Here is a 22,375-nt window from a genome sequence, read left to right on the forward strand (position 1 = left end):
CCGGCTACACGACGAAGATCAGTAGGTCTCGAGATGCAGCCGGCCTTCGCGCTTGAGCGCGGCGCCCACGGTGTCCCAGTCCAGGCCCGCATCCCGCGCCACGTCGCGCAGCGCGAGCACCACGCCCTCCTCCATGCTCTTGAGGCCGCAGACGTAGAAGTGGCTGGCACCGTCCTTCAGCAGCGCGGCGAGGTCGGCCGCGCGCTCGCGCATCAGGTCCTGCACGTAGCGCTTGGGGCTTCCCGGCGTGCGCGAGAACGCGAGGTTGATGTCGATGAAATCCTTGGGCAGCGACTGCAGCGGGCCGAAGTACGGCAGCTCCTGCTGGGTGCGCGCGCCGAAGAACAGCATGAGCTTGCCGCCCTCGAACTTGCCGCTCTTGCGCAGCCGGCGGCGCCACTCGGTCATGGCGCGCATCGGCGCGCTGCCGGTGCCGGTGCAGATCATCACGATGTGCGACTTCGGATGGTTCGGCATCAGGAACGAGGCGCCGAAGGGACCGACCACCTGCACGGTGTCGCCGACCTTGAGGTCGCAGACGTAGTTCGAGGCCAGGCCGCGCACCGGGTTGCCCTGGTGGTCCTCGGTCACGCGCTTCACGGTGAGCGAGACGTTGTTGTAGCCGGGCCGCTCGCCGTTGCGCGGGCTGGCCACCGAGTACTGGCGCGCATGGTGGCGCTTGCCGATGGCGTCGACGCCGGGCGGCACGATGCCGATCGACTGACCCTCGAGCACCGGGAACGGGATGGCACCGAAGTCCAGCACGATGTGGTGGGTCTCGCTGTCGAAGCCGGCCTCGGTGCAGTTGAAGTTGCCCACCACGGTGGCGGTGGTCGGGGTCTTCGGCGGGAACAGGTTGGTGTAGGCGTGCGCGGCCGACCAGGGCGGCACGGTGGCGCCGTACTGGGCCGAGTGGAAGACCGGTTCGACCGACTCCGCGCTCGCCTGCGCCGGTGCCGGCTCGACCACCTCCGCGGCATCGGCCGCGTCGGCCGTCACGCCCGCGGCCTCGAGCTCCTCGGGAGAGAGTTCGGCCGGCAGCGATTCCCAGCCGAGCTGTTCCTCGATCGAGTACGCACGCACCACGGGCATGGTCCGCCAGTTGTCGATCGAGCCCGTGGGGCACGGCGAGATGCAGGCCATGCAGCCGTTGCAGACGTCCGCGCGCACGACGTAGTTGTTGTCGTCGTGCGTGATCGCGTTGACGGGGCAGGTGGCCTCGCAGGTGTTGCAGCGGATGCAGATCTCGGGGTCGATCAGGTGCTGCTTGATGACCCCGGCTTCAACGGCCATGTCCATGTTGTTCTCCATCCCCTCGCCGTGGGGACGAGGGATTCATATCCAGGCGCTCAGCCGAAGCGGACGTATTCGAAGTCCACCGGCTGTCGATTGATGCCCATCACCGGCGGCGCGATCCAGCCCGCGAACTTGCCCGGCTCGATGACGCGGCCCATCAACGATGCCACGAAAGCGAAGTCTTCGGTGCTCGGCAGCCATTCGTCGCGCTTGGCGGCCCATTCCATGTCGTTCACCACGCGGCCCTCGGGCGACATCTTGATGCCGGCGAGCGCGCCGATCTGGCGGTTGAAGGCCTTGTGCGGCACGACCAGGCGGGTCGGAATGCCGGCCTTCTCGAGCACCTTGTTCCAGCGGCCGACGCCGGCCACCGAGTCCTTGATGAAGTCGTCGCGCAGCACTTCGTTGAGCGCGTTGAGCATCGGCACGTCCTTCTCGACGAGCTGTCCGTCCTTCACCTCGAGCACCTTGTAGGTCTGGCCCTTGAGCACGTGGTCGTCGGTGCGCTTGCCTTCTTCATAGCGGCCCTTCAGGCCCGAGCTGTAGAAGATGGCGGCGTTGCTCGACTGGTCGGCGCCGAACAGGTCGATGGTCACGCTGTAGTGGAAGTTCAGGTAGCGCTGGATGGTGCCGAGGTCGATGGCGCCGGCCGCGCGCACCTTCTGCGCGTCGTCGGTCTTCAGTTCGTTCATGACCTGCGCGGTGCGCGCGATCACGCGCGACACGCCGCTCTCGCCCACGAACATGTGGTGGGCTTCCTCGGTCAGCATGAACTTGGTGGTGCGCGCCAGCGGATCGAAGGCACTCTCGGCCAGCGCGGAGAGCTGGAACTTGCCGTCGCGGTCGGTGAAGTAGGTGAACATGAAGAACGCGAGCCAGTCGGGCGTGCGTTCGTTGAAGGCACCCAGGATGCGCGGGTTGTTCTCGTCGCCCGAGGTGCGCTGCAGCAGCGCATCGGCCTCTTCGCGGCCGTCGCGGCCGAAGTGCTTCTGCAGCAGGTAGACCATGGCCCACAGGTGGCGGCCTTCTTCGACGTTGATCTGGAACAGGTTGCGCAGGTCGTACATCGAGGGCGCGGTCAGGCCGAGGTGGCGCTGCTGCTCGACCGAGGCGGGCTCGGTGTCGCCCTGCGTGACGATGATGCGGCGCAGGTTGGCGCGGTGTTCGCCGGGCACGTCCTGCCAGGCCTTCTCGCCCTTGTGGTCGCCGAAGTGGATCTCGCGGTTGGCGTCGCCCGGGTTCAGGAAGATGCCCCAGCGGTAGTCGCGCATCTTCACGTGGCCGAACTGGGCCCAGCCCTGCGGGTCGACGCTCACGGCGGTGCGCAGATAGACCTCGTGGTTGGTCGAGCCCTCGGGGCCGACGTCGTCCCACCAGTTGATGAAGTTGGGCTGCCAGCCTTCGAGCGCGCGCTGCAGCGTGCGGTCTTCGCCGAGGTTGACGTTGTTGGGGATCTTCTCGCTGTAGTTGATCGTGCTCATCGTTGTTCCTTGGGTTGTACGGGCTGCAGGTTCAGACGCGGTTGAGATCGAAGCCGGCCTTCTCGCCGGTGCCGTAGACCTTGAGCGCGCCCTTCTCGCCAACGGCGTTGGGGCGGTTGAAGATCCAGTTCTGCCAGGCCGAGAGGCGGCCGAAGACGCGCGTGATCATGTTCTCCTTGCTCGCGAAGCGCAGGTTGGCCTCGAGGCCGGTCAGCGAGTCGGGTGACATGGCGGCACGTTCCTCGATCGCGATGCGGATCTCGTCGTCCCAGTCGATGTCGTCGGGCGCGGCGGTGACCAGGCCGAGCTTGAGCGCCTCGTCGGCATCGAGCGGCTTGCCGGCGGCGCCGCGCGCGGCCTCGAGCGGCGCGGCCTCTTCGTAGAAGCGGCGCTGCAGGCGGCTCTGGTCGTTGACCATCGGGAAGAAGCCGAAGTTGAATTCGTTGAGCACCAGCCTGGGCGCGCGCTCGGTGTCGTCGGGCAGCGCGAGCATGTAGGTGCGGTCGGCCGCGAAGGCCAGCTCGGCCAGCGTGCCGGCGAAGCAGGAACCGGCCTCGACCAGCGCGAACAGGCTGCGCGAGGAGACGTCGAAGCGCGCCAGCGTGCGGCGCAGCGCGCCGATGGTCTCGCGCACCAGCCAGTGGTCCTTGTTCGCGAGCATCACGGCGTCCGAGGCCAGCACGGCCTGGGCGTCGCCCTCGGTCTTCAGCAGCCAGGTGCCGATGTCGAGTTCGTTGGTGCGCAGGTTGAGGATCGCGTCGTCGAGCTCGCGGCACACGGCCAGCGGCCACCAGGCGGCGCCCGCGGCTTCGATGGCGGCGATGTCGGCCGGCTGCGCGCCGCTCGGCGCCTTCACGGTGATCGCCGCGGTGCGCTTGCTGCGGTCGATCTGCACGTTGACGTGCGAGTAGGCGATGCCGTCGGCGCTGTCGGTGCGCTCGAGGCGCGTGAGCGCCACGCCCTTGGCGCCGGCGGGACGGTCGCTGCCGGCCGCGAGCTGCGAGGCGCGTTCCTGCACGGCGGCGGCGAACTGCGCGGGCTTGGCGACCGCGTCGACCAGGCGCCATTCGACGGCACGCTGGCCGCGCACGCCTTCGACGCTGGTGCAGAAGATGTCGGCGAGGTCATGGCGCACATGGCGCTTGTCGGTCACGCGGGTCAGGCCGCCGGTGCCGGGCAGCACGCCGAGCAGCGGCACTTCGGGCAGCGAGACGGAGGAGGAGCGGTCGTCGACCAGCAGGATCTCGTCGCAGGCCAGCGCCAGTTCGTAGCCGCCGCCGGCGCAGGCGCCGTTCACGGCCGCGAGGAACTTCAGGCCCGAGTGCTTCGACGAGTCTTCCATGCCGTTGCGGGTCTCGTTGGTGAACTTGCAGAAGTTCACCTTCCAGGCGTGGCTCGAGACGCCGAGCATGAAGATGTTGGCGCCCGAACAGAAGATGCGGTCCTTGCCGCTGGTCACGATCACGCTGCGCACCTCGGGGTGCTCGAAGCGGATGCGGTTGAGCGCGTCGTTGAGCTCGATGTCGACGCCGAGGTCGTAGCTGTTGAGCTTGAGCTTGTAGCCGGGGCGGATGCCGCCGTCCTCGGCGATGTCGAGCGTGAGGCGGGCGATCTCGCCGTCGAAGCCGATCGACCAGTGGCGGTACTGGGAAGGCTCGATGCGGTAGTCGACGCGCGGGGCGGCGGTGGATGCGGTGGTTTCGGTCATGGCGGGGTCTCCTGGGTCTTCCGTGGGCTTGAAAGGCCGCGGGACAAGGTCGATGCACGAATAATAATGCACTTTCCTGCGGCGATGACATGCATCATGCTGCATGTTTACGGACACGTCAATGCCTGATGCGGTTTTTTTCGAGAACGTGACCGAAGCCCGGGCCGGCGCGGGGCGGCGCCGGACGGGTCAGGCCTTCAGGCCCATCGCCTGGCGGGCCGCGGCGCGCAGGTTCTGGAAGCTCTGCGGCAGGGTCTGGCGGCTGGTGTCGACCGTGAGATCGGCCTTCGAATAGAAGGCGGCGCGGCCGTTGAGGATGCGGCGCAGGTCGTCCATGGCCTCGCGGCTGGCGGCCATCGGGCGGGTGTCGCCCTGGGCGGCCACGCGGCCCATGTGCTCCTCGGGCGCGGCCTGCAGCCAGACGGTGGTGCAGTGCGCGAGCAGCTCGTTGAAGGTGGCGGGGTCGGAGACGATGCCGCCGGGCGTGGCGATCACCACCTCGCTGTAGATCTGGATCGCCTCCTCGAGCGCGCGGCGCTCGTAGCGGCGATAGGCGTTGGTGCCGTAGAGGTCGTGGATCTCGCGCACGCTGCAGCCGGCGAGCTTCTCGATCTCGCGGCTCAGCTCGACGAAGGGCACCTCGAGGTCGTCGGCCAGCATCTGGCCCAGGGTGGACTTGCCCGCGCCGCGCAGGCCCACGAGCGCGATGCGCCGGTGCCGCGCCGGGTCGACCGAGGCCGTGCCCAGCAACTCGCCGAGCGCCACGCGCACGCGGCGCAGATCGGCCTCGCTGCGGTGCTCGAGCAGCTCGCGGATCAGCAGCCACTCGGGCGAGCTGGTGGTCACGTCGCCGACCAGCTCGGCCAGCGAGCAGTGCAGCGCGCCCGCCACCTGCTGCAGCACCAGGATCGAGGCGTTGCCGATGCCGTACTCGAGGTTGGCGAGATGGCGCTCCGACACCTCGGCCGCGATCGCCACCGCCTTGCGCGTGAGCCCGCGCTGCGCGCGCAGGTTGCGCACGCGCTCGCCGAGCGCGACCAGCAACGGGTTCTTCACCTCCCCGGGCGCGGCGGGGGCGGCGCCTTCCGGCGCGGTGGCCAGCACCGCGTCTACATGCTCATTCATGCCATTCCTCTTGTTTCGCCGGCATTGTGCGCGCTCAGGGTAAACACCATAGATGCACTATATTGCTTGACACTGGTTGTCTCGATGCTTATTGTTCGGCCACACGCAAGATACTGCACGTGCAGCATTCCTGCAAGGCAATACCAAAGTTCGAGGCCCACGATGTCCGACAGCAGCCACTCCGCCAGCCCCGGCGGCAAGGAAGCCTTCCACCAACTGATCGCCGGCCTGACCGCCGAGATCGCCGGCCGGCCGCTCGACGCCGAGCTCGACCGCTGGCTCAACGCGAACCACGGCGCCGGCAGCCCCACCTTCGCGCAGCTCAGTGCCGCCTGCCGCCAGGGCGTGGCCGAAGGCTGGCTCTGCGAGCGCGAAGGCGGCGGCATCAAGTACGGCCGCGTCTTCAAGGCCGAGGACGCGCTGCACCGCTTCTCGGTCGACGTGGTCGACATGCAGGACATCGCCGGCCCGCACCACACCCATCCCCAGGGCGAGATCGACCTGATCATGCCGCTGGACGACAGCCCCGCCGCCAGCTTCGACGGACGGCCCGCGGGCTGGTGCGTCTACGGCCCCGGCAGCGCGCATCGCCCGACCGTCGCGCAAGGCCGCGCGCTCGTTCTCTATCTCCTGCCCGAAGGGCAGATCAAGTTCACCGTATGAGGCACTCCCCCAGGCTTGCCCACTTCGTGTGGCCGCCAACCCCCTCGCCGGGGGCAACACCAGCGGCCCGGCAAAGCCGGTTCCGCGGTGTTCCCCGAATCTGCACCCATCGAGAGTCCATCGAATGACCGAGCTTCTTCCCAATCACGTCGCCGGCCGCTGGCAAAGCGGCTCGGGCGCCGGCACGCCCCTCTTCGACCCGGTGCTCGGCACCGAGCTCGTGCGCGTCGACGCCACCGGGCTCGACCTGCCCGGGGCCTTCGCGTTCGCCCGCGAACAGGGCGGCCAGGCCCTGCGCGCCCTCACCTACCGCCAGCGCGCCGGCCTGCTGGCCGGCGTCGTCAAGGTGCTGCAGGCCAACCGCGATGCCTATTACGAGATCGCGACCGCGAACTCGGGCACGGTGAAGAACGACTCGGCCGTCGACATCGACGGCGCGATCTTCACGCTGGGCCAGTACGCCAAATGGGGCGATGCACTCGGCGACGTGCGCGCGCTGCGCGACGGCGAGGCCGCCAGGCTCGGCAAGGAGCCGCTGTTCCAGTCGCAGCACCTGCAGGTGCCCACGCATGGCGTGGCGCTGTTCATCAACGCCTTCAACTTCCCCTCGTGGGGCCTGTGGGAGAAGGCCGCGCCCGCGCTGCTCTCGGGCGTGCCGGTGATCGTGAAGCCGGCCACCGCCACCGCCTGGCTCACGCAGCGCATGGTCAAGGACGTGGTCGACGCGGGCGTGCTGCCCGCGGGCGCGCTGTCGGTGATCTGCGGCAGCTCGGCCGGCCTGATGGACCAGCTCCAGCCCTTCGACGTGGTCTCGTTCACCGGCTCGGCCGACACCGCCGCGCTGATCCGCTCGCACGACGCGGTGGCGCGGCGCTCGGTGCGCGTGAACATCGAGGCCGACAGCCTCAACAGCGCGCTGCTGCTGCCCGGTGCCGCGCCCGGCAGCGAAGCCTTCGGCCTGCTGGTGCGCGAGGTGGTGCGCGAGATGACGGTGAAGGCGGGCCAGAAGTGCACCGCGATCCGCCGCATCCTCGTGCCGGCCGAGCTCTACGACGCCGCCGCCGAGGCGATCGGCGCCAAGCTCGCGGGCGTGAGCGTGGGCAACCCGCGCAACGAGGGCGTGCGCATGGGCTCGCTGGTGAGCCGCGCGCAGCTCGCCGCGGTGCGCGAGGGCCTCGATGCGCTCGCCGCGCAGACCCAGGTGCTGCACGATGGCCGCGACCGCCCGCTGGTCGACGCCGACCCGGCCGTGGCCGCCTGCATCGGCCCGGTGCTGCTGGGCGCGCGCGACGCCGACGCGGCGCGGCAGGTGCACGACATCGAGGTCTTCGGCCCGGTCGCCACGCTGCTGCCCTACCGCGACACGGCCCATGCCTTCGCCCTCGCCCACCGCGGCCAGGGCTCGCTCGTGACCTCGCTCTACGGCGCCGACGAGACGGCGCTCGCGCAAGCGGCGGTCGAACTCGCGGCCAGCCATGGCCGCGTGCACGTGATCACGCCCGAGGTGGCGCAGGCCCAGACCGGCCACGGCAACGTGATGCCGATGTCGCTGCACGGCGGCCCGGGCCGCGCGGGCGGCGGCGCCGAACTCGGCGGCCTGCGCGCGCTGGACTTCTACCACCGCCGCAGCGCGGTGCAGGCGGGCAACGGCGTGCTCGCCGCCCTGGGGCTGTAGCCGCCCCTCTACTAGATACCGACGCAGCGCCCCCACAGAGGCCCCAAGGAGACACACGATGAGCCTGCCACCCCGCTTCAACTTCGCCGAGCACCTGTTCGCGCTCAACCGCGAGCGCGCCGCGCGCACCGCCTACGTCGACGACCGCGGCACGCTGAGCTACGGCCAGCTCGAGGACCGCGCGCGCCGCCTGGCCGCGGCGCTCAAGGCCGCGGGCCTGCGCCGCGAGGAACGCGTGCTGCTGTTGATGCTCGACGGCAACGACTGGCCCGTGAGCTTCCTCGGCTGCCTCTATGCCGGCATCGTGCCGGTGGCCGTCAACACGCTGCTCACGCCCGAGGACTACGCCTACATGCTCGACCACAGCCGCGCGCAGGCCGCGCTGGTGTCGGGCGCGCTGCTGCCGGTGCTGCAGGAAGCGATGGCGCGCGGCGGCCACGAGCTGCACACGCTGCTGGTGTCGCAACCGGCAGGCGCGCTGCCCGAGGGCGCGCAGGACTTCGAGGCCGCGCTCGCCGCCGCCGAGCCGCTGGCCGCGCCCGCGCTCACGGCCTCCGACGATCCCGGCTTCTGGCTCTACTCCTCGGGTTCCACCGGCAAGCCCAAGGGCACGGTCCACACGCAGGCCAACCTCTGGTGGACCGCCGAGCTCTACGGCAAGCCGGTGCTGGGCCTGACCGAGAACGACGTCTGCTTCTCGGCTGCCAAGATGTACTTCGCCTACGGCCTGGGCAATGCGCTGACCTTCCCGCTGTCGGTCGGTGCCACCGTGGTGCTGATGGCCGAACGCCCCACCCCCGATGCAACGTTCCGCCGCTGGGTGGAGCACAAGCCCACGGTCTTCTTCGGCGCCCCCACCGGCTTCGCAGGCATGCTCGCCTCGCCCAAGCTGCCGGCACGCGAGGCGGTGGCGCTGCGCATGTGCTCGTCGGCCGGCGAAGCCCTGCCCGGCGAGATCGCGCAGCGCTTCAAGACGCACTTCGGTTGCGACATCATCGACGGCATCGGCTCCACCGAGATGCTGCACATCTTCATCTCGAACCGGCCCGACGACGTGCGCTACGGCACCACGGGCAAGCCGGTCGAGGGCTACGAGGTCGAGCTGCGCGGCGAGGACGGCCGCGCCGTGCCCGATGGCGAGGTCGGCGACCTCTACATCCGCGGCCCGAGTTCGGCGCTGATGTACTGGACCAACCGCGAGAAGTCGCGCGAGACCTTCCAGGGCGGCTGGACCAAGAGCGGCGACAAGTACACGCGCGACGCCGACGGCTACTTCACCTATGCGGGCCGCAGCGACGACATGCTCAAGGTCAGCGGCATCTACGTCTCGCCCTTCGAGGTCGAGGCCACGCTGATGCAGCACCCGGCCGTGCTCGAGGCCGCCGTGATCGGCAAGGAGGACGGCGAGGGCCTCACGAAGACCAAGGCCTTCGTGGTGCTCAAGGACGGCGGCGCCACCACCGAGGACGAGCTCAAGGCCTTCGTGAAGGAGCGCCTCGCGCCCTACAAGTACCCGCGCTTCCTCGAGTTCGTGGCCGAGCTGCCGAAGACGGCGACCGGCAAGATCCAGCGCTTCCGGCTGCGCGAGCGCGAGAAGCAGGCATGAGCTTTCCGGACTTCGCCACCATCGACTGGCGCGGCCGCGCGGTGCGCATCGAGTGCCAGTGGATCGCGCCCGAGCGCAGCGATGCGCCGCTCGTCGTGTTCCTGCACGAGGGCCTGGGCTCGGTCGCGATGTGGAAGGACTTTCCCGCGCGCCTGTGCGAAGCCGCCGGCGTGCGCGGCCTGGTGTTCTCGCGTCCCGGCTACGGCCGCTCGACGCCGCGCGCCGAGGACGAGATCTGGGACGTGGACTTCATGCACCGCCAGGCGCACGAGGTGCTGCCCGCGCTGTTCAGCGCGCTCGCGCTCGACGACGAAAAGCCCTGGCTGTTCGGCCACAGCGACGGCGGCTCGATCTCGCTGCTGTACGCCGCGCGCTTCCCCGACCGCGTCGCGGGCCTGGTCGTGCTGGCGCCGCACATCTTCGTGGAAGACGTGACGGTGGCGAACATCGAGCTCGCGCGCACCGCCTACCTCGGCACCGACCTGCCGCAGAAACTCGGCCGCTACCACGACAGCGCCGACTCGGCCTTCTGGGGCTGGAACCGCATCTGGCTGCATCCGCCGTTCCGCGACTGGAACATCGAGGCCGAGCTCGACGCGATCCGCTGCCCCGTGCTCGCCGTGCAGGGCCTCGGCGACGAGTACGGCAGCCTCGCGCAGATCCGCGGCATCGCCGCGCGCGTGCCCGGTTGCGAGCTGCTCGAGATCCCCGAATGCGGGCATTCCCCGCATCGCGATCAGCCGGATCGTGTCATCGTCGCGGCCACTTCGTTCATCACCAAAAACAGGAGACAAAGCTCATGACCATTCGCCACACCACCCGCCTCGCGCTGACCGCGCTGTCCTTCGCCGCGCTGTGCACGGCCGCCTCGGCCCAGGGCACGGGCAAGCTCAAGGTCGGCCTGATGCTGCCCTACAGCGGCACCTTCACCGCGCTGGGCGTGGCGATCGAGAACGGCTTCAAGCTCTACGTCGACGAGCAGGGCGGCAAGCTCGCGGGCCGCGAGATCGAGTACTTCAAGGTCGACGACGAGTCCGATCCCGCCAAGGCCACCGACAACGTCAACAAGCTCATCAAGCGCGACAACGTCGACGTGATCGTGGGCACCGTGCACTCGGGCGTGGCGATGGCCATGGCCAAGGCCGCCAAGGAGAGCGGCACCGTGCTGATCGTGCCCAATGCCGGCGCCGACGCCGTGACCGGCCCCATGTGCGCGCCCAACATCTTCCGCAGCTCGTTCAGCAACTGGCAGCCGGCCTACGCCATGGGCGAGGTGGCGGCCAAGCAGCAGGGCAAGAAGAAGGTCATGACCATCACCTGGAAGTACGCGGCCGGCGAGGAGTCGGTCAACGGCTTCAAGGAAGGTTTCGAGAAGGCCGGCGGCAAGGTCGACAAGCAGCTCACGCTGCCGTTCCCGAACGTGGAGTTCCAGGCCCTGCTGACCGAGATCGCGGCGGCCAAGCCCGATGCCGTGTATGCCTTCTTCGCGGGCGGCGGCGCGGTCAAGTTCGTCAAGGACTACCAGGCCGCGGGCCTGAACAAGACCATCCCGCTGTACGGCCCGGGCTTCCTGACCGACGGCACGCTCGAGGCGCAGGGCGAATCGGCGCAGGGCATGCTCACCACGCTGCACTACGCCGACGGCCTGAACACGCCGCGCGACACCGCCTTCCGCACCGCCTACGCCAAGACCTTCAAGCTGCAGCCCGACGTGTACGCGGTGCAGGGCTACGACGCCGCGCAGATGCTGGGCGTGGGCCTCGCCGCCACCAAGGGCGACATCACGAAGAAGGCCGACTTCGCGGCCGCGGTCGAGAAGGCGAAGATCGACAGCCCGCGCGGCACCTTCACGGTCAGCAAGTCGCACAACCCGGTGCAGGACATCTATCTGCGCAAGGTGGAGGGCAAGGAGAACAAGCTGGTGAGCACGGCGATCAAGGGTCTCGCAGACCCCGCGCGCGGTTGCCGCATGTAAGGCCTCGGCCTTCCGCTGATCGGCTCGATCTTCTTTCGTTTTCGTATTTCGTCCCGGCCCGCCCCTGCCCGTTCGGGCTGAGCCTGTCGAAGCCGCCGCGCAAGCCGCGCGCCCCGCCTTCGACAGGCTCAGGCCGAACGGCTGGGGCAGCATCCGGCTCCGACTCTTGCCAGCCTCTTCAGTGAGACCCCACCCGTGGACTTCGGCACCTTCCTCGTCCAGTGCCTGAACTCGGTTCAGTACGGACTGCTGCTCTTTCTCGTGGCCTCGGGCCTGACGCTGATCTTCGGGATCATGGGCGTGATCAACCTCGCGCACGGCAGCTTCTACATGATCGGCGCCTACATGGCGTTCTCGTTGGCGCCGCTGTTCGGCGACCAGTTCCTGCTGATGCTGGTCGCCGGCGTGGTGCTCGCCGCCATCTTCGGCTACCTGCTCGAGTGGGCCTTCTTCAGCTACCTCTACCAGCGCGACCACCTGCAGCAGGTGCTCATGACCTACGGCCTGATCCTGGTGTTCGAGGAACTGCGCTCGATCCTGGTGGGCAACGACGTGCACGGCGTGAAGGTGCCGGCCTGGCTCGACGGCAGCTTCGCGCTGGGCAGCGTGATGAGCTATCCCTGGTACCGCCTGTTCGCCTCGGCCGCCTGCATCGTGCTGGCGCTGGCGCTGTACTGGGTGGTCAACCGCACGCGCCTGGGCATGATGATCCGCGCGGGCGCGAGCAACCGCGACATGGTGCGCGGCCTGGGCATCGACGTGAAGCGGCTCTACCGCATCGTCTTCGCCGCCGGCGTGGCGCTCGCGGCGCTGGCCGGCATGATCGCCGCGCCGATGTCCTCGGTCTATCCGAACATGGGCGCGAGCGTGCTGATCATCTGCTTCGTGCTGGTGGTGATCGGCGGCATCGGCTCGATCACCGGCGCGCTCGTCGCCTCGCTGCTGGTGGGCTTCGTCGACACCTTCGGCAAGGTGTTCTTCGCCGACTTGAGCGGCATCGGCATCTACCTGCTGATGGCGATCGTGCTGATCTGGAAGCCCGAGGGGCTGATGGGACGGCGTCCATGAGTTCGATCCCCAGGACCTCCACGCGCATGATTGCCTCCACGCCCTCTTCCTCACTCGCCCGGAACGCCGGCTCGTTCGGCGGCGCGGCGCTGCCGCTGGCCTGCGCGCTGGCCATCGGCATCGCCGGCCCGCTGCTGGGCAACTACGCCTCGGACTTCATCGTCAAGGTGATGATCCTGTCGATCTTCGCGCTGAGCCTCGAGCTGCTGGTCGGCATGACCGGCCTCGTGAGCCTGGGCCACGCGGCCTTCTACGGCATCGGCGCCTACGTCACGGTGCTCGCCTCGGGCGCCGAGGGCGGCAACTTCGCGCTGCTGCTGCCCGCGGCCATGGGCGCGGCCGGGCTCTACGCCCTGTTCGTCGGCGCGCTGAGCCTGCGCACGCGCGGCGTCTACTTCATCATGGTGACGCTGGCCTTCGCGCAGATGGCCTTCTTCGTGTTCCACGACACCAAGGTCGGCGGCGGCAGCGACGGCATCTATCTCTACGTGCGCCCGGCCCTCGGCGCGCTCGACCTCGAGAACCGCACGGTGCTGTTCTACGTGGTGCTGGCGGCGCTGGTGTTCACCTACGCGCTGCTCGCGCTGCTGCGCCGCTCGCGCTTCGGCGCGGCGCTCGCGGGCATCCGCGTCAACGAACAGCGCATGCGCGCGGCGGGCTTCCCCACCTACGCCTACAAGCTCGCGGCCTTCGTGCTGGCCGGCGCGCTGGCCGGCCTCGCGGGCTTCCTGCTGGCCTCGCGCGACGGCGTGGTCAACCCCGAGCTGATGGCCTGGCACAACTCGGGCGAGGTGCTGCTGATGGTGATCCTCGGCGGCCTGGGCCACCTGCGCGGCGCGGTGATCGGCGCCATCGCCTTCACGCTGCTCAAGGAGATCTTCTCGACCCACGCGCTGCTCGGGCCGCTGGCCGACCACTGGCAGCTCACGCTGGGGCTGACCATCATCGTGTTCGTGGCGCTGCTGCCCAAGGGCCTGATCGGGCTGGTGCGGCGGCTGTCGCCGAGGAGCGGGGCATGAACGCACGCATGAACGATTCGGTGCTGCTGTCGGTCGAGGGCCTGACCCGCCGCTTCGGCGGCCTGGTCGCGGTCAACGCGGTCACGCTCGACCTGCACGTGGGCGAGGTGCATGCGGTGATCGGCACCAACGGCGCGGGCAAGTCGACCCTGATCAACATGCTCTCGGGCGAGATCGAGGCCTCGGCCGGCCGCATCCGCCTCGACGGCGAGGACATCACGACGCGCGCGCAGTTCCGCCGCGCGCTCGCGGGCGTGGGCCGCAGCTACCAGCGCACCACCATCTTCCCGGAGTTCAGCGTGCACGAGAACTGCCGCCTCGCGGCGCAGGCGGCCACGCCGCGGCCCTGGGCGATCTGGCAGCCGTCGCGCGGCTGCGCCGCGAGCTCGGCCTCGGCCGATGCGGCGCTCGAGGCCGCGGGCCTCGCCGCCGAGGCGCACCGCATCGCCGGCACGCTGAGCCACGGCGCGCAGCGCCAGCTCGAGGTGGCGATGTGCCTGGCCACGCATCCGCGCGTGCTGCTGCTCGACGAGCCGCTGGCCGGCATGGGCGCGGAGGAGACCGACCGCATGCTGAACCTGCTCGCGCAACTCAAGCCCACGCACGCCATCCTGCTGGTGGAGCACGACATGGACGCGGTGTTCCGCGTGGCCGACCGCATCACGGTGATGGTCAACGGCACGGTGATCGCCACCGGCAGCCCCGACGCGATCCGCGAGAACCCCGAAGTCCGCACTGCCTACCTCGGAGAGGAACACTGATGCCCCCACGCTCTGCACTTCGTGTCATCGCTGCCCCCCGGGGGGGCGCAGGCCTGCCTTGGGGCGGCCCGGCGGGAGGCCTCTGATGCTCAACGTCAAGGACCTCAACACCTACTACGGCAACAGCCACATCCTGCGCGGCGTGCATGCCGAGATCCCGGCCGCGACCTCGGTCGGCCTGCTGGGCCGCAACGGCATGGGCAAGACCACGCTGATCCGCACGATCATGGGCTACGTGCGCCCCGCCTCGGGCGAGGTGCAGGTCGACGGCCGCACGGTCACGGGCCTGCCGCCCGAGAAGATGGCGCGGCTGGGCATCGGCTACGTGCCCGAGGGCCGCGGCATCTTCCCCAACCTCTCGGTGCGCGAGAACCTCGTGATGAGCGAGCGCGCGGGCCTCGACGGCCAGCGCGCCTGGACCTTCGAGCGCGTGATGGCCACCTTTCCGCGGCTGGCCGAGCGCCTGTCGCACGGCGGCCAGCAGCTCTCGGGCGGCGAGCAGCAGATGCTGTCGATCGGCCGCGCGCTGATGACCAACCCGCGCCTGCTGATCCTCGACGAAGCGACCGAGGGCCTGGCGCCGCTGATCGTGGCCGAGATCTGGCGCGTGATCGAGCAGATCCGCCAGACCGGCATCGCCACCCTGATCGTGGACCGCGACTACCGCAAGGTGCTGGCCCACACCGAACTCGCGGTGGTGATGGAGAAGGGCCAGATCGTGCGCCAGGGCGCCTCGGGCGCGCTGCTCGCGCAGCCGCAGGCGCTGGAGGCGCTGCTCGGGGTCTGAAGGCCCGCCGCCATGACGCGCGAGATCAGCCTGCTCGACACCACGGGCAAGCCGTTGCGCATGGACGGCCGGCTGCTGCTGAACGCGGGCGCCACGCCGTGGCAGGGCTTCGCCTTCGAGGTGCGCGCGATGATCGGCGACGGCGAGAACCCGGCCTGCTACAACCCGCATCCGCTGATCGGGCTGTGCGTGCGCGGCCATCTGAGCGGCGTGATGACGCAGGGCCGGCGTTCGCACCGCATCGAGACGCGCGCGGGCAGCATGAGCATCTTCGAGCGGGGTTACGAGGTCGACCGCGCGAGCTGGACCGGCTGCCTCGAGGAAATGATCGCGATCGAGATCCGCCCCGAGGCGCTGCGCAGCCTCATGCCCGAGAGCGACGGCGAGCTGCACCTGCAGACCCAGCTCTCGACCACCGATGCCACCTTGCAGTTGCTGGCCACCGCCATGCGCGACGAAATCGAGCGCGACTGCAGCTCGGGCCGGCTGCATGCGCAGGGGCTGTCGATGGCGCTCGCGAGCTACCTGCAGGGCCGCTACGGTTGCGCGCGCAGCACGCAGCGTCCGCGCGGCCGGCTCTCGCAGGCCGACCTGCGCCGCGTCTACGACTGGGTGATGGCGCACCTGGCCGAGGACTTCGGCATCGACACGCTCGCGGCCGAGCTGCAGATGAGCGCGGTGCACTTCACGCGGCTGTTCCGCGCCAGCACCGGCGCCACGCCCTACCGCTACGTGATGGAGCAGCGCGTGCGGCAGGCGCTCGCGCTGCTCGACGGCCCGCTCGCGCTGGCCGAGATCGCGCATGCGGTGGGCTTCTCGAGCCAGGCGCATTTCACGCAGGTGTTTCGCCAGCTCGTGGGCAGCACGCCCGCGCGCACGCGTGCATCGCGGGTAAGTCCGAGGGCCGGTTGAGGGAATCCTGCAAGCGCTGATCGCATGTCGATAGACCGTGCGAGGCACGCTCGGCACATTCGATGTCTGCCAACACAGGAGACAGAAGATGCGCCACCACAACAGATCCCACACCCGTTCCGTTCCACCCACCATCGCCCTGCTGTGCCTCGCCGCGGCCGCCGCGCTCTCGGCCTGCGGCGGCAGCGGCTCGTCGGGCACCGTGCTGCCGATCGTGCCGGCCGCGCCGCCACCCGCCGCACCGGTCGCGCTGACTTGCGACGACAGCCTCAAGACCGCGTTCAAGCCCGACGCGAACACCACCGTGCGGCTGGTGAAGCAGTTCAGGAAGGGCGACGACCTCAACCTCGACGGCAAGGCCACCGGCACGCTCGCGGCCAGCGACCTGTGCATGGTCAAGCTCAACGTCGGGCCGGGCCACGCCGGTCCCGCTGGCGCGCCTTCGACCTCGCCGGGCATCGGCATCGAGGTCTGGCTGCCCGCCAAGGCCGCGTGGAACCAGCGCGTGCGCGTGCTCGGCGGCGGCGGCTTCGCGGGCGAGCCCTCGATCAGCGCGCTCGACCGCATCGGCAACGCCGGCGGCATCGATTCGCCTTCGCGCGTGGCCGGCACCGAGGGCTCGGTCAGCGCCATCACCGACACCGGCCATGCCTCGTCGAGCCCCGTGGCCGGCACCGACGGCGCCTTCGCGATGAACCCCGACGGCACCGTCAACACCGCGCTGTGGACCGACTTCGCGAGCCGCGGCATCCACGAGATGGCGGTCAAGGCCAAGGCGCTCGCGGCCGGCTTCTACGGCGATGCGCCGAAGTACTCGTACTGGGACGGCTGCTCCACCGGCGGGCGCCAGGGCCACATGCAGGCGCAGGTCAATCCCGACGACTTCGACGGCATCCTCGCCGGCAACAGCGCGATCAACTGGAGCACCTTCATCACGGCCGAGCTCTATCCGCAGGTCGTGATGCAGCGCGACCTCGGCGGCACGCCGCTCACGCCCGAGCAGGCCACGCTGGTGTCCTCGGCCGCGGTCAGCGCCTGCGACAGCCAGCTCACCGGCAAGCACGAAGGCTTCATCAGCGACCCCGCCGCCTGCCGCTACGACCCGGTGCAGGACAAGGCCGTGCTGTGCACCGCCAGCGGCGGCAGCAATGCCACCGCGGCCTGCCTGAGCACCGCGCAGGCGCAGGCCGTCAACAAGATCTGGTACGGCCAGACCCGCGACGGCAGCGCCCCCGCGGCCGCGGGCGACATCGGCTACGGGCCCACGCTGGCGTCGAACCAGCTCTGGTACGGCCCCACGCGCGGCACCGCGCTCTCGGGCCTGGCCGGCTCGGCCGGCGGCGTGCCCGCGCCCTTCCCCATCGCCGTGCACCAGGTCGCGCTGAATCTGCAGGACCCGACGCTCGCCACGCCCGATTTCATCAACGCCACCGGCAACGGCGCCGACCGTTGGAAGGGCCTGGGCTACGCGCAGCTCGCCAACGCCAGCGACCGCGGCAAGGCGCTGCAGGGCGCGTTCGCGAACATCAACGCCGACAACCCCGACCTCGCGCGCTTCCGCGACCGCGGCGCGAAGATGCTGACCTACCACGGCCTGGCCGACCAGGTGATCCCGAACTCGGGCACCGCCCACTACTACGAGCGCGCGGCCGGCGCGATGGGCGGCATCGATGCGCTGCAGAAGTTCTACCGCTACCTCGAGATCCCCGCGATGGGCCATTGCATGGGCGTGGGCTCGGTCGACGGCCTGCCCGGCACCAGCCCCGCGGCCAACCCGCCGCTGCCCGCGCCGAACCAGCTGTTCACCGCGCTCACCGACTGGGTCGAGAAGGGCATCCCGCCCGAGAACCTCGTGCTGCGCAACGGCGACAAGTCGCTCGCGCGGCCGCTGTGCACCTATCCGAAGAAGATCGCGTACCTGGGCGGCGATACCTCGAAGGCGGAGAGCTTCGCCTGCCGCTGAGCGGCGCGCTCACGCCTTTCAGGCCGCGCGCTGCTTGACGACCGTGGGCTCGATGGCCGGCGCCGGCCACAGCGCGAGGTGGTAGCGGTCCTCGCCCTCGAGCCCGTCCTCGGACAGCGTCGCGAGCCCCGCGTAGCAGGCGCGCACGCGGTAGGTGCCCGGCGCGACCGCTATGCGTGCGGCGTCCGGAAAGTAGTCGGTGCAACCCGCGATCGCGAGGCGCCCGCTCGCCGTCGCGAGCGTGCATTCGACGATGTGCTCCCAGGCATCGGCATCGAGCGGCGGCGCGGCCTCGAGGATCTCGAGCGTGACTGGCACGTTCATGTTGCGCGCCGTGCCGATGCCGACCACGCCGGGCGCGGTCGCGAGCATGCGCTCCACGGCCTCGTCGCTCCATGCATCGGAAAGATCGCCTTCGGCGGATTCGTCCTGGATGTAGAACTGAAAGTAGTCGGCGAAGAGCTGGAAGGTGTGCATGCATCGGTCTCCGGTGGAAACGAAGCGTAGCGCGTCCCGGTGAAAGTCCGGTGGCGCACCGGGTTTCACCTCTGTGCTGCGACAGCGCGACAGCCGAATGATGTCCGGCTGCACGGCAGCCCTCCGATCCCCCGGCGGCCGCGTGCCATCGCGAGGTCGAGCATGCCTTCCCTGCAATCGCGCCACATCGACAACGTCTATTCGATCGCCACCGGCACCGCGCTGGCCGATCCGGCGACCAGCCTGGTCCACAAGTCGTGGGCGCGCTGCGTGCGCGACCATGGCCTCGATCCCTCGCGGCCCACGCCCGCGCGCATCCTGCCGGCGCACGAGGTGCGCGCGCACCAGCAGCAGCTCGAGCACTTCCTGTGCACCGCGCGCGCGGGCATGGAGGACATCTACCGCCGCGTGGCCGACCTCGGCTACATGGTGCTGCTGACCGATGCCGAGGGCATCACGGTCGACTACATCGGCAACCCGGCCTGGGACGACCAGTTGCGCAAGGCCGGCCTCTACCTCGGCGCCGACTGGAACGAGGCCCATGCGGGCACCTGCGGCGTGGGCACCTGCCTGGTCGAGCAGGCACCGATGACCTGCCACCAGACCGAGCACTTCGACGCCACCCACATCGCGCTGACCTGCACCACCGCGCCGCTGTTCGACCATGGCGGGCGGCTCACGGCGGTGCTCGACGTGTCGGCGCTGCATTCGCCCGAGGCCAAGGAGAGCCAGCACCTGGTGCGGCACCTGGTCGCGATCTACGCGCGCATGATCGAGGACGCCGATTTCCTGCGCCACTTCCGCGGCCACTGGGTGCTGCGGCTGGGCAGCGCCTTCGGCCTGGTCGACGTCGCCGGCGAGCTGATGCTCTCGCTCGACGAGGCGGGCACGGTGGTCGGCGCGAACAGCAGCGCGCGGCGGCTGTTCGCGGCCCATCCGGTCGGCACCTGCGTGGCCGAGCTGCTGCGCATGCCGCTCGATGCGATCTGGCGCCTGGGCGCGAGCGCATCGGCCATGCCCTTCGCCCACACCGTGCTGCTGCCGGACGGCGGCGAATACCACGCCTCGCTGCTCGCGCCGCGCGTGGCGCGCCGCACGGCCGCGCCGGTGGCGCCCGCCGAGCGCAAGACCACCCATGGCGTCGACCGGCTGCCGCCGCTCGAGGGCATCGCGGGCGACGATCCCGCGATGCAGTCGCTGCTCGCGCAGGCGCGCCGGCTGGTCGACCGCGGCATCCACGTGCTGATCGAGGGCGAGACCGGCAGCGGCAAGGAGGTGCTGGCGCGCGCGCTGCACGGCGCGAGCCGCCGCGCGGCCCTGCCCTTCGTGGCCGTGAACTGCGCGGCCATTCCCGATTCGCTGATCGAGAGCGAACTGTTCGGCTACCTGCCCGGTACCTTCACCGGCGGCCGCAGCAAGGGCATGAAGGGCCTGATCGCGCAGGCCGACCGCGGCACGCTGTTCCTCGACGAGATCGGCGACATGCCGATGGCCCTGCAGACGCGGCTGCTGCGCGTGCTGTCGGAGGGCGAGGTGCTGCCGCTGGGCGGCGACGCGCCGCAGCGCGTGGACCTCGCGGTGGTGGCCGCCACGCACCGGGGCCTGAGTGAACTCGTCGCGGCAGGCCGCTTCCGTGAGGACCTCTACTACCGCCTGTGCGGCGCCGTGCTGAAGCTGCCGCCGCTGCGCGAGCGCGGTGATCGGCGCCACCTGATCGATCGCTTGTTCGCCGAGGAGGCCGCGGCGATGGATTCGAACGCGCGGCTGTCGGCCGAAGCGATCGAGGCGCTGATGGTGCACCGCTGGCCCGGCAACCTGCGCGAACTGCGCAACGTGCTGCGGCTCGCGCTGGCGCTGTGCACGGGGCGCGAAGTGAGGGTGGAGGACCTGCGGCTGCCGGAGCGCGTCGCGACGACGATGCCCGCAACGGTCGATGCGCCCGAGGACACGGCCGCCGAATCGGACCGCCTGCTCGCGGCGCTGCGCCAGCACCGCTGGCGCGTCGCGCAGGCCGCCGACGCACTGGGCCTGAGCCGCGCCACCGTGTACCGGCACATGAAGCGGCTCGGCATCGTCGCGCCCCGGCGCGGCTGATCGCACACCGCTACAGCGCGGTCCATTCGTTCGATTCGTAGCAGGCCTTCAGTCGCTCGTGCAGCGGATGCGACACCGAGAACTCGGTCGCGTCGATGCGCCGCAGCGGCCGCACCGTGTCGGGCACGTTGGTCCAGAAAGCCAGCTCGAAATCCTTGATCTCGTCGATGCGGATGTCGCGCTCGACGAAGGGAATGCCGTGCGAGCGCATGCCCAGCCGCAGCAGGTGGATCGCACCGCCGGGCAGCGCGGGCGCGGTCGGCAGCACCACCCGGCGCCCGTCGTAGAAGCCGACGTTCCACGTGCTTCCCTCCGAGATGCTGCGCCGCGCGTCGAGGAACAGCGCGTCGTCGAAACCCGCCGCCTGCGCGAGCTTGCGGTGGTGGAACAGGCCGAAGGTGCCGACGTGCTTGACCTCGGGCAGCACGCGCTCGTGCTGCACCGAGCGCACGGCGCGTGGCGGCGGCGCCTCGGCCGCGAGCGGCGACTGGGTGACGAACACGCCGGCGGGCATCGGCTTGGTGAGATCGGCGAAGCCTGCCACGCGCGGGAAGACGTTGATGCGCACCAGCCAGGTCCGGTCGTCGTCGGGCACGGCCTCGCGCACCAGCCGGCGCACCCGCTCGCCCTCGAGTTCGCTGCCGAACAAGAGCCGCGTGCTGCGGTCCAGCCGGGCCAGCTGGAAGTCCAGCCCCTGCACGCTGCGCCGGCGGATGCGCATGGTGCTGAAGTGACCGTAGTTGGCGAGCGCCATCGCGCGCAGGTCGCCGACCGAGGGCGGCTCGCCGTCGATGCGGCCCACGGCCGGTGCGGGTGCGGGCACATCGGCCGCGCTGACGCCGCCGACGGCCGACAGGCCCATGGCAAGCATCGCGCGACGCCCGAGGAAGGAAGCGTTCTCGAATCGCATCTCAAGCTCCTGCAGTTGGAAAACCCTGGCGCGCCCCGGCCCAGGCATCGACGAGAAAGGCCAGCACCGCGGCATTGAAGTTCTGCGCCTGTTCGAAGTACGGCGAGTGCCCCGCGGCAGCGATCTCGGCCACGCGGCTGCCCTCGACCTGGCGCGCGATGTCGCGCACCACCGCGGGCGTGACCACGCGGTCCTCAGCACCGACCACGAACAGCGTCGGGCAGCGCAGGCGTTGCAGGTCGTCGAGCGCGAGCAGCTGCTCCGGCGCGAACAGCGCTGCGAGACGCTCGCCCCATCCCGGGCCGCCGCGGCCGGCCGCGGCGCCGTGCACCGCGGGATTGAACTGGTTGATCTGCCGGTACAGCCAGGCCATCGCGGGCCGCTCGCGCACGAAGGCCTGGCTCAGCGCGCGGTCCTCGAGCTCGGTCGCCGCCACCTCGCCGAGAAAGGCCGCGACGTTGGCCAGCATCCGCGGATGGTCGATCGCCAGCGGCGAGTCGCAGCAGGCGAAGGCCCACACCCGCTCGGGATGCCGCAGCGCGAGCCGCGCGCCGGTCATGCCGCCGAGCGACTGGCACACCAGCGCGGCGCTGTCGATGCCCTCGGCATCGAGCACTGCGAGCGCATCGGCCACGAGCGCCTCGTGCCCGAAGGCCTCGAGCGGCGCGACCGAACGGCCGAAGCAGCGCGCGTCGAAGGCGATGCAGGTGAAGCGCTGCGAGAACGCGGGAATCTGCTGCCACCAGGTCGCGGCATTCGATCCCGCGCCGTGGCAGAACAGCAGCGCCGGCCCCTGGCCCGTGCGCTCGTAGTAGATGTCGACGCCGCCGGAATGCACGAAGCTCATGCCGATGC

19 protein-coding genes are annotated in these 22,375 nt (G+C 70.2%); 12 read left to right on the top strand and 7 right to left on the bottom strand.

Translation table 11 applies throughout. The annotated features are described in order from the left end of the window. Positions 1-18: 18 nt before the first annotated feature. The 4 genes from boxA to AC07PU_RS24365 form a co-directional block, all read right to left on the bottom strand. Complete coding sequence (boxA, locus tag AC07PU_RS24350; protein WP_495321190.1) at positions 19-1,299, bottom strand: benzoyl-CoA 2,3-epoxidase subunit BoxA; 1,281 nt, start codon at positions 1,297-1,299, stop codon at positions 19-21. Between the two features lie 50 nt (positions 1,300-1,349). Beyond that, the gene (gene boxB, locus AC07PU_RS24355) at positions 1,350-2,777 is read right to left on the bottom strand and encodes a benzoyl-CoA 2,3-epoxidase subunit BoxB (protein ID WP_093343739.1); all 1,428 of its coding nucleotides are present in this window, start codon (positions 2,775-2,777) and stop codon (positions 1,350-1,352) included. 31 nt (positions 2,778-2,808) lie between these two features. Further along, positions 2,809-4,485, bottom strand: coding sequence for a 2,3-epoxybenzoyl-CoA dihydrolase (gene boxC, locus AC07PU_RS24360; RefSeq protein WP_495321192.1), 1,677 nt, complete (start codon positions 4,483-4,485; stop codon positions 2,809-2,811). Positions 4,486-4,674: 189 nt separating this feature from the next. Beyond that, entirely contained in the window at positions 4,675-5,610 is a 936-nt protein-coding gene (locus AC07PU_RS24365) for a helix-turn-helix transcriptional regulator (RefSeq protein ID WP_203203572.1), read from the bottom strand. Positions 5,611-5,772: 162 nt separating this feature from the next. On the opposite strand from AC07PU_RS24365, the gene AC07PU_RS24370 reads away from it, so the two are divergent. The 11 genes from AC07PU_RS24370 to AC07PU_RS24420 all read left to right on the top strand — a co-directional run bounded on the left by AC07PU_RS24370 (position 5,773) and on the right by AC07PU_RS24420 (position 18,039). Continuing rightward, complete coding sequence (locus tag AC07PU_RS24370; RefSeq protein ID WP_495321194.1) at positions 5,773-6,273, top strand: DUF4863 family protein; 501 nt, start codon at positions 5,773-5,775, stop codon at positions 6,271-6,273. Between the two features lie 124 nt (positions 6,274-6,397). Further along, positions 6,398-7,948 carry a 3,4-dehydroadipyl-CoA semialdehyde dehydrogenase gene (locus AC07PU_RS24375; protein WP_495321196.1) on the top strand — a complete coding sequence of 517 codons (1,551 nt, stop codon included), beginning with the start codon at positions 6,398-6,400 and terminating at the stop codon, positions 7,946-7,948. 58 nt (positions 7,949-8,006) lie between these two features. Next, positions 8,007-9,554: a benzoate-CoA ligase family protein gene (locus tag AC07PU_RS24380; protein ID WP_495321198.1), complete on the top strand. Its 1,548-nt coding sequence runs from the start codon at positions 8,007-8,009 to the stop codon at positions 9,552-9,554. Further along, a complete protein-coding gene (locus tag AC07PU_RS24385; protein ID WP_495321200.1) occupies positions 9,551-10,357 on the top strand; it encodes an alpha/beta fold hydrolase in 807 nt (268 codons plus the stop codon). The genes AC07PU_RS24380 and AC07PU_RS24385 overlap by 4 nt, the downstream gene beginning before the upstream one ends. Further along, positions 10,354-11,529 carry an ABC transporter substrate-binding protein gene (locus tag AC07PU_RS24390; protein WP_093343725.1) on the top strand — a complete coding sequence of 392 codons (1,176 nt, stop codon included), beginning with the start codon at positions 10,354-10,356 and terminating at the stop codon, positions 11,527-11,529. Before AC07PU_RS24385 ends, AC07PU_RS24390 begins: the two co-directional genes overlap by 4 nt. A 195-nt stretch (positions 11,530-11,724) precedes the next feature. Next, positions 11,725-12,597: a branched-chain amino acid ABC transporter permease gene (locus AC07PU_RS24395; protein WP_093343724.1), complete on the top strand. Its 873-nt coding sequence runs from the start codon at positions 11,725-11,727 to the stop codon at positions 12,595-12,597. Between the two features lie 26 nt (positions 12,598-12,623). Continuing rightward, positions 12,624-13,616: a branched-chain amino acid ABC transporter permease gene (locus AC07PU_RS24400; RefSeq protein WP_495321203.1), complete on the top strand. Its 993-nt coding sequence runs from the start codon at positions 12,624-12,626 to the stop codon at positions 13,614-13,616. An 8-nt stretch (positions 13,617-13,624) separates the two neighbouring features. Then, positions 13,625-14,377, top strand: a complete 753-nt coding sequence (locus AC07PU_RS24405) for an ABC transporter ATP-binding protein (RefSeq protein WP_495321445.1) — start codon at positions 13,625-13,627, stop codon at positions 14,375-14,377. An 85-nt stretch (positions 14,378-14,462) separates the two neighbouring features. Then, complete coding sequence (locus tag AC07PU_RS24410; RefSeq protein ID WP_495321205.1) at positions 14,463-15,164, top strand: ABC transporter ATP-binding protein; 702 nt, start codon at positions 14,463-14,465, stop codon at positions 15,162-15,164. 12 nt (positions 15,165-15,176) lie between these two features. Further along, positions 15,177-16,076 (top strand): helix-turn-helix domain-containing protein, encoded by a 900-nt coding sequence (locus AC07PU_RS24415; RefSeq protein WP_495321207.1) that lies wholly within the window; start codon positions 15,177-15,179, stop codon positions 16,074-16,076. An 88-nt stretch (positions 16,077-16,164) separates the two neighbouring features. After that, the gene (locus AC07PU_RS24420; RefSeq protein WP_495321209.1) at positions 16,165-18,039 is read left to right on the top strand and encodes a tannase/feruloyl esterase family alpha/beta hydrolase; all 1,875 of its coding nucleotides are present in this window, start codon (positions 16,165-16,167) and stop codon (positions 18,037-18,039) included. An 18-nt stretch (positions 18,040-18,057) separates the two neighbouring features. Here the strand turns inward: AC07PU_RS24420 and AC07PU_RS24425 are convergent, their stop codons facing one another. Next, positions 18,058-18,516 (bottom strand): hypothetical protein, encoded by a 459-nt coding sequence (locus tag AC07PU_RS24425; protein WP_495321211.1) that lies wholly within the window; start codon positions 18,514-18,516, stop codon positions 18,058-18,060. A 162-nt stretch (positions 18,517-18,678) separates the two neighbouring features. On the opposite strand from AC07PU_RS24425, the gene AC07PU_RS24430 reads away from it, so the two are divergent. Then, positions 18,679-20,610, top strand: a complete 1,932-nt coding sequence (locus AC07PU_RS24430) for a sigma-54-dependent Fis family transcriptional regulator (protein ID WP_495321213.1) — start codon at positions 18,679-18,681, stop codon at positions 20,608-20,610. A gap of 10 nt (positions 20,611-20,620) precedes the next feature. Here AC07PU_RS24430 and AC07PU_RS24435 read toward each other — a convergent pair whose 3' ends face one another. Further along, positions 20,621-21,520 carry an aminotransferase class IV gene (locus AC07PU_RS24435; protein ID WP_495321215.1) on the bottom strand — a complete coding sequence of 300 codons (900 nt, stop codon included), beginning with the start codon at positions 21,518-21,520 and terminating at the stop codon, positions 20,621-20,623. Position 21,521: 1 nt separating this feature from the next. Next, the gene (locus AC07PU_RS24440) at positions 21,522-22,367 is read right to left on the bottom strand and encodes an alpha/beta fold hydrolase (RefSeq protein ID WP_495321217.1); all 846 of its coding nucleotides are present in this window, start codon (positions 22,365-22,367) and stop codon (positions 21,522-21,524) included. Positions 22,368-22,375: the final 8 nt, after the last annotated feature.

The organism is Variovorax sp. GW821-FHT10D07, assembly GCF_059415325.1.